The 5,577-nt window shown below is 64.5% G+C and carries 4 protein-coding genes and 1 pseudogene; 2 read left to right on the top strand and 3 right to left on the bottom strand.

Annotated elements, in window-relative coordinates; translation table 11 throughout:
* The 3 genes and pseudogenes from WAN71_RS00325 to WAN71_RS00315 form a co-directional block, all read right to left on the bottom strand.
* Positions 1–283 (bottom strand): annotated as a pseudogene (locus WAN71_RS00325) (ABC transporter permease); the annotation flags it as partial.
* 13 nt (positions 284–296) lie between these two features.
* The gene (locus WAN71_RS00320; RefSeq protein ID WP_422223423.1) at positions 297–1,223 is read right to left on the bottom strand and encodes an ABC transporter permease; all 927 of its coding nucleotides are present in this window, start codon (positions 1,221–1,223) and stop codon (positions 297–299) included.
* A 1-nt stretch (position 1,224) separates the two neighbouring features.
* Positions 1,225–2,835: a peptide ABC transporter substrate-binding protein gene (locus tag WAN71_RS00315; protein ID WP_422223422.1), complete on the bottom strand. Its 1,611-nt coding sequence runs from the start codon at positions 2,833–2,835 to the stop codon at positions 1,225–1,227.
* A 41-nt stretch (positions 2,836–2,876) separates the two neighbouring features.
* On the opposite strand from WAN71_RS00315, the gene WAN71_RS00310 reads away from it, so the two are divergent.
* Together WAN71_RS00310 and acs are read left to right on the top strand one after the other, a co-directional pair.
* The gene (locus WAN71_RS00310; RefSeq protein ID WP_422223421.1) at positions 2,877–3,671 is read left to right on the top strand and encodes an LppU/SCO3897 family protein; all 795 of its coding nucleotides are present in this window, start codon (positions 2,877–2,879) and stop codon (positions 3,669–3,671) included.
* 108 nt (positions 3,672–3,779) lie between these two features.
* A partial coding sequence (gene acs, locus WAN71_RS00305) for an acetate--CoA ligase (RefSeq protein WP_422223420.1) occupies positions 3,780–5,577 on the top strand: 1,798 nt, incomplete at its 3' end.

Raw genomic sequence — 5,577 nt, 5'->3', positions numbered from 1 at the left:
CCAGCAGGGTGGCGCCAACGCCGACGGTGATCGAGGCGCGGGCACCGTATACCGTGCGGGCGTAGATGTCGTGGCCCTGCAGGTCGGTGCCGAACCAATGCGTCGCCGACGGTGCGAGCAGGCTCTGATACGGGTCGGCGTAGCCGGGATCGGCGGATGTGAACAACGCCGGAAATATCGCCAACACAAGAAAGAACAAGATCAGCGCGGCCGCGATGACGAATTTTGGACGGCGCCGTAAGCCCCGCCAGGCATCATGCCAAAACCCGCCGCCGCCACGCATTTCGGCGCCCCCATCAGCCATAGCGGATCCTGGGATCCAGCGCCGCGTACAGCAAATCCACCACCAGATTGGTGACCAGATAAATCACCACGAGCACCGTCACGATCGACACCACCGTCGGCGCCTCCTGGCGGGTGACTGCCTGATAGAGCACTCCCCCGACGCCATGGATGTTGAAGATGCCCTCAGTGACGATCGCTCCGCCCATCAGCGCCCCGAGGTCGGCGCCCAAGAACGTCACCACCGGGATCAGTGAGTTGCGCAGGATGTGGATGGTGACCAGCCTGGGCCGCGACAAGCCGGTGGCCGCCGCCGTCCGTACATAGTCGGCGTGCGCGTTGGCAGCCACCGCAGAACGGGTCAACCGGACCACGTAAGCCAATGACACCGATCCGAGCACCACACCGGGCAGCAGCAGCCGGCCGAACGTCGGCTGATCACCGACGGTGACCGCGGCGACACCTAACCGGACCCCGAAAACGAACTGCGCCAAAAACCCCAACACGAAAATCGGGACCGCAATGACAACCAGACTCGTGATCAGTACCGTGGCGTCGAAGATCCCGCCTTGCCGCAACCCGGCGATCACCCCGAAGCCGATTCCGAGCACCGCCTCCACTGTCAGGGCAATCAAGGCGAGCCTGATGGTCACCGGAAACGCTTGGGCGAGAACAACTCTAACCGGCAGGCCGGAGTAGGCCCGCCCCAGGTCGCCGTGAACGATGCCGCCCAGATAATGCACGTACTGCATCAGGAACGGGTCGTTGAGGTGGTATTGGGCGCGCAGTTGCGCGGCCACCGCGGGACTCAGCGGGCGGTCACCGCCCAGTGCGGCAATTGGATCGCCGGGGAGCAGGAAGACCATGCCATAGATCAGCAGGGTGGCGCCGAGAAAAACCGGAACCATGATTGCGACACGGCGAGCGATATACCAACCCATCTCAGGCCTTGACGATGTGCTCGTAGTCGGGCAGGCCATTCCAGGTCAGCGCGACGTGGCTAACCGCCGCTGATGTTCCGGCCACACTGACCGTGTACCACAGCGGCACGGCGGGCATGTCCCGCAGCAGGATTCGCTGGGCAGCGTTGGTGAGGGCAAACGACTGCGGCAAGTCGGGCGCGGCTTCGGCCGCGGCGACCGCGGCGTCGAATTGCGGGTTGGAGTAACCGACGTCGTCAGCGCCCGCCCCGGTGACGAAGAGCGGCTCCAAAAACTCCAGCATCGACGGGAAGTCGCCCTGCCAACCGGCGCGGAAAGCGGTGGCTATGCTTCGGGTGGTGACCTGGGTGCGAAACGTGGCGAAGGTCGGCTGCGGCGCGCCGACCGCGTCGATACCCAAAATGTTCTTGATGTTGTTGGCCACCGCGTCCACCCACTCCTGGTGCCCGCCGTCGGCGTTGTAGGCGATCGCGTATCGGCCGGACCATTTCGAAATCGCATCGGCCTGCGACCACAGCCGCCGCGCCCGGTCCGGATCGAAGTCGAGTGCATCGTTGCCCTCGATGTGCGGGTCAAAGCCGGGCAGCGAACTTGCAGTGAATTCACGCGCCGGTGCACGCGCGCCGGCATAGATCTGGCGGCAAATCTGTGCCCGGTTGATGGCCGCCGAGATCGCCAGCCGGCGCAACCTGCCTTCCTCTCCGCCGAAATGCGGCAGCCGCAGCGGGGTGTCGAGGGTCTGGTTCGCCGCGGCCGGCGCGCTGACGTAACGATCACCAAGATCTCGGCGGTAGACCGACAGCAAGCTGGACGGAATCGTATCCAGCACATCGAGATTGCTCGACAGCAAGTCGGCGTACGCGGTGTCCAGGTTGGCGTAGAAGACGAAGCGCAGCCCCTTGTTCTGCGGTAGCCGGACGCCGTGGTAGCCGGGATTGGCCGCCAGATCCAGTTTGACGTTGTGTTGCCAGGCCGCGCCGCTGGGCGCATCGGCGAACTTGTAGGGGCCGTTGCCAATCGGATGCTGGCCGAAGGTCGTCATGTCCTTGAACGCGGCAGTCGGCAATGGGTAAAACGGCGAAAACCCAAGCCGCAGTTTGAAGTCGATGGTCGGTGCCTTGAGCCGCACGGTGAACTCGTGGTCGTCGACAACGTGCAACCCGGACATCGAGGTCGCGTTCGGTTTCGCCGCGGCCACTTCGTCGAAACCGGCGATCGGGCTGAAAAAGCTCTGCTGTAGTTGGGCGTTGGCGGCCAACGCGCCGTAATTCCAGGCATCGACGAACGAATGCGCGGTCACCGGTGTGCCGTCGCTGAACGTCCACCCGGGCTTGAGGGTGATCCGGTAGTTGACCTCATCGGTGGTGTCAATCGACTGGGCAACTTCTAGCTCGGGCCTGCCGTTGGCGTCGTAGGACATCAGGCCCTCGAACAGCCGGTCGATGATGCGACCGCCGTTGGTGTCATTGGTATTCGTCGGAATCAGCGGGTTCTGCGGTTCACCGGCGTTGACGATCACCACGTCGGTGCGGACATTGCCGACCCCGCAGCCGGCCAGCGGTGTGACGGCAAGCAGCAGCACGGCCGCCGCCACGATGCGCAACCGACGCAAGCCGTCCTCCTCCGATCGGCAGTGACCACTACAATCTGCGGGTGACTGTCGCCGATCTCGCCGAGACCAGCCTCGCCTATCACGCCGGGGAATTGATCGCTTTGTTCGGCATTCCCATTGTGGGACTGATCTTGTTGATCGTCGGTCTTCGGCAACGTTCACGAAGCCGCCGGCTGCCTCCATCTGCCAACCCGATGGGTCCTCCCGGTTACCCGCCGCCGAGTCCGTACCCGGGTGGTTACCCGCCGTCTCAGCCGCCAACCTACCCACCGTATTACCCGGCCGGCTACCCGGCGCCGCGTCCACGTGGATCGTCGGGCACGGCACTGATCGTCGTGGGGTCGATCCTGCTGGGACTCGGTGTGCTCGGGATCATGGGCCAGATAGCCAATTCCGCCTCACGGGTCGGACAGTCGGCTCGTTCTGCAAATGTCGGGCAATGCGTCGGTGCCTTCACCATGCGGGAAAACAATTTCACTCCGGCACCACAGGACTGCGACAAACCGGATTCGACATTGGAGGTCGCCGCCAGAGGCGGTCCCTCGGCGACGTGCCCCGATGGCAAGCGTGCGGGCTCCGATTACTCGATTCTCTTCGACGGGACCACCACCTTGTGCCTATTGCTCAACCTCAAGCAGGACCAGTGCTACGCGGTATCCGCCGGGGAAAAGGACCCGACGTTTGTCGCAACCTCCTGCGATGGCTCGGCCACCGGTATCAAGGTCGTCACGCGTATCGACGGCAGTACGGATGCTGCGTTGTGTCCGGCGGGAACCAAGCCGGTCTCCTACCAAACCCCGGCGCGGCTGTACTGCCTGGAGCGACTCGAAAACTGATCGCACTGACTCCGGGTGCATTCGGCCGTCGGCTTGGCAAGCAAACTTCTTCTTAACGACAGCGATGCCCGGACATGACGCTGATCCATCCCGATTACGCTCGTCCAGGTGACCGAGACCCATGCAGCAACCGTGTCTTACCCGCCGTCCGCGGCGTTCGCCGCGCAAGCCAACGCCGGCGACGAGCTGTACCGCGAGGCCGAGCAAGATCGGCTGGAGTTCTGGGCCAAACAGGCCAACCGACTGACATGGTCAAAGCCATTCGACCAGGTGCTGGACTGGTCTGAGGCACCGTTCGCCAAATGGTTCACCGGCGGAACACTCAACGTGGCCTACAACTGCGTGGACCGCCATGTCGAAGCCGGCAATGGCGATCGCGTCGCGATCCACTGGGAGGGCGAGCGGGTCGGCGAAGGCCGCACCCTGACCTATGGCGACCTGCAGACCGAGGTGTGCAAAGCCGCCAACGCGCTCAGCGGTCTGGGTCTGGTTGCCGGTGACCGCGTCGCCATCTATATGCCGATGATCCCGGAGGCCATCATCGCGATGCTGGCCTGCGCGCGGCTGGGCGCCATGCACAGCGTGGTGTTCGCGGGTTTCACCGCCACGGCGCTGCGCGCCAGAATCGCTGACGCCCAAGCCAAACTGCTGATCACCGCCGACGGACAGTTCCGGCGGGGAAAGCCGGCGCCGCTCAAGGCGGCCGCCGACGAAGCGGTCGGGTCCGACGATCACGGCGACAGCCCTGTCGAACACGTCGTGGTGGTCCGCCGCACCGGGATCGACGTCCCGTGGACACAAGGCCGTGACGTGTGGTGGCACGACGTCGTCGACGCGGCGTCGCCCGAACACAGCGCTGAGGCCTTCGACGCCGAACACCCGCTGTTCCTGCTCCACACCTCGGGCACCACCGGCAAGCCCAAGGGCATCGTGCACACCAGCGGCGGCTATCTCACCCAGGCGTCTTACACCCACCACCACGTCTTCGATATCAAGCCGGAAACCGACGTGTTCTGGTGCACCGCCGATATCGGCTGGGTTACCGGGCACACCTACAGCGTCTATGGCCCGTTGTCCAACGGCGTGACGGAGATTCTCTACGAAGGCACGCCGGACACGCCTAACCAGCACCGGCACTTCGAGATCATCGAAAAGTACGGTGCGACAATCTATTACACGGCGCCGACGATGATCCGAACGTTCATGAAGTGGGGCCGCGAAATCCCGGACGCCCACGACTTGTCCAGCCTGCGGCTGCTGGGGTCGGTCGGCGAGCCGATCAACCCGGAGGCCTGGCGCTGGTATCGCAAAGTCATCGGCGCCGACAGCACTCCGGTGGTGGACACCTGGTGGCAGACCGAGACCGGCGCGGCGATGATCTCGCCGCTACCCGGCGTCGCTGCGGCCAAACCGGGATCGGCGATGACACCGTTGCCCGGTATCTCGGCGAAGATCGTCGACGACGCCGGCAACAAGCTTTCACCGCCGTCGACCGACGAGGGCGAGCACGCTAGCGGATACCTGGTGCTCGACCAGCCCTGGCCGTCCATGCTGCGTGGAATCTGGGGCGACCCCGATCGCTTTCGCGAAATGTACTGGTCGAAGTTCGCCGAGCAGGGTTGGTATTTCGCCGGCGACGGCGCTCGGTATGACTCCGACGGGGCGATCTGGGTGCTGGGTCGCATCGACGACGTGATGAACATTTCGGGGCATCGCATCTCGACCGCCGAAGTGGAGTCGGCGTTGGTCGGGCATTCCGGGGTCGCGGAGGCCGCAGTGGTGGGGGCGACCGACGACACCACCGGTCAGGCGATCTGCGCGTTCGTTGTCTTGCAAGCCGATCACGCAGAGACGACGGGCGAGGAGATCATCGACGAACTGCGCGCCGAGGTGGCCAGGGTCATCT

This window comes from Mycobacterium sp., from assembly GCF_049280035.1.
GTDB lineage: Bacteria > Actinomycetota > Actinomycetes > Mycobacteriales > Mycobacteriaceae > Mycobacterium.
This window is presented reverse-complemented; position numbering and strand designations above follow the sequence as displayed.